This is a genomic window from Mesotoga infera, assembly GCA_011045915.1.
In the GTDB taxonomy this organism is placed as follows: domain Bacteria; phylum Thermotogota; class Thermotogae; order Petrotogales; family Kosmotogaceae; genus Mesotoga; species Mesotoga infera_D.
This window is the reverse complement of sequence record DSBT01000224.1, coordinates 1-2,278: the sequence shown is the minus strand read 5'-3', so window position 1 is coordinate 2,278 and position 2,278 is coordinate 1. Positions and strand designations below refer to the sequence as shown.

The following is a 2,278-nucleotide window of genomic DNA, read 5'->3' as shown; positions in this document are numbered from 1 at the left end:
CGTAGTTCCACCTCAACACCCGAGTCGTTATTCTCAGAAGATACTGCTTAACTTGATTATAACTCTCTGACAGCGAGTTTTGATGATTGTGATCTCCATTGGGATTATGATCAGTGCGGAGGGTTCAACACAGAAAAGGACGAAACAGAAATTCCAATGATGGAGATCTCGGAAGACGGAGGACCGTTGACGGATTTCGGGCCTTTCAGCGAACAGATGCTCCCAACGAAGCAAAATCCTTAATCCACGCTTGAGCGCTCAAACTGGATCTCATCTCATCCGTCTCGCTCTCTCATCTTTTCGCGGTTTTCGTCGATTTCGGAGGACGGTGGACTGTTGACGGTTGACCTGAGAAGGCTTCCTGCCAAAGGCAGCATCGCTTCTGATCTTGTTGATCTCAAAGGACGGCTGACTGTGGACCTGCCCCAAACGAAGGTGAACTGAATTAAAAAATGGAGTCTACAAGGAAGAAAGGAAAGGGAGAGGCTATCAGCCGGTCACGGGGCCGGTGTAACCGAGATAGCTTGAGATCTGCATCGCTGTCTGTCTGATTCGCAGGCCGTATCTCTCGTGCTCCTTGAGCTTCCTCAATTTGCTGAGGGCCAGATTAACCGAAGCGATTGCTTTTCCCTGAGAATCAAAGACAGGGGCAGCAAAGCATACTTCACCGGGAGTGAACTCTTCATCAAGAACAACATAGCCTCTGAGTCTGGCATTCTTAGCTTCTTGCAAAAGCTTCTCAGGATCTGTGAGAGTCGAGGGAGTAAATTTTCTAAGTTCTTCACTTGACAGGTAGTTCGTTATTTCCTCATCGTTCATCTGTGATAGAAGCGCCCGTCCCAGAGAAGTACAGTAAAGTGGGATTTCGTAGCCGATTATACTGTTTATGAAGACTCTGTCCGATGCCAGTGCCCTGTCGACTATTAAGGCCTTGTAGTTGTTGAGGATTGCAAGATGAGTGTTTCCCTGGTATTCATGCGCCAGATCCTGCAATGGACCCCTTGCCACTTCAATCAGGCTAAGACTGGATATAACAAGATTTCCCTTCACAACAAGACTTATACCGAGAGAATACTTGCCGTTCTCTTTCCTGGTAATGTAATCGAATCTGGAAAGAGTTGCAAGCAGCGGGTAAATGCTGCTGAGGTTAAGCCCAAGCATTTTGGCAATCTCTGTTGCGCTCAACTCCCTTTTCTCTCTTGAGAAGCAGTCGAGAATGCTGAGTGCCTTTTCCAGTGACTTATTCTGATAGTCTTTCAAAATTATTCTTTCCTCTTTTCAAAGCAGCTACATAGACATTCTATTCGATATTCGCGAGCTTTTCAAATAGGTCGTTGAATCTTGACTTTGTCTCGAGGAAGACATTGTAGTACTTCTGGTACTTGGTATGGTTCTCTTCATTAGGGTATGATACATCGACAATCTCGATTATCTTCTTCGTGTCGTCTAAGCTGTCAATCATGCCAACGCCTATGGCGGCAGCAATAGATGCCCCCAGTGAGCCCGCCTCACGAATGACCGCTGGGCAAAGAACTTCCCTGCCCGTTATGTCCGCGATCAATTGTCTCCAGAGCTTTGACTTCGCACATCCCCCGATAACCGTTACCTGTTTCGAGCTGTAACCTAGATTGTCGAAACTATCCATGATCTCCTTGATTCCAAAAGCCATTCCTTCAATTGCGGAACGATAGATGTCTCCCACGTTATTGCTTAAGTTCAGTCCGAAAAGTACACCTCGAGCGTCTGGATTTGTTTTTCCTGCCCATATTCCTCTCATGTAAGGGAGAAATATCAATTTATTGGATCCTACGCCACTCTTATTCGCTTCGACATTCATCATTTCAAAGTCGTCGGTTCTTTCCGTAGAATGGTCCTCTAGTGCCCTGTATCTGTATATGGTGTCCCTTAGCCACTGATAACAGATTCCCGCGCCGGTCATCTGGTACTGAAGAGCATAGCCGCCGGGAACGACATGGCAGTAATTTACAAGTTTCGATTCGTAGTCGAGAACCGGTTTTCTCGAGAAGAAACCCATCCAGGCCGCAGATCCCAGGCAGACATATGACACGCCTTCTGTTACGGCGCCGGCTCCTGCCGCGGCACACGCCACATCTCCCCCGCCCATTACAACGGGCGTACCTTGACACAAACCTGACTGTGAAGAGGCCTCGGCCGTGACTTCTCCAACAACACTCGTCGAGTTGACCGGCTCCGGCATCATCTCGCTTGGGATTCCTGCCGCCTCGAGTATCTCGGTGGACCACTCTCTCTTTATTAT

Annotated in this window: 2 protein-coding genes; both read right to left on the bottom strand. The window is 47.9% G+C overall.

The window, feature by feature from the left end; genetic code table 11:
- Positions 1-489 precede the first annotated feature (489 nt).
- Complete coding sequence (locus ENN47_07845) at positions 490-1,260, bottom strand: IclR family transcriptional regulator (protein HDP78080.1); 771 nt, start codon at positions 1,258-1,260, stop codon at positions 490-492.
- 40 nt (positions 1,261-1,300) lie between these two features.
- Positions 1,301-2,278 (bottom strand): hypothetical protein (locus ENN47_07840; protein HDP78079.1); only part of this gene is annotated, 978 nt, incomplete at its 5' end.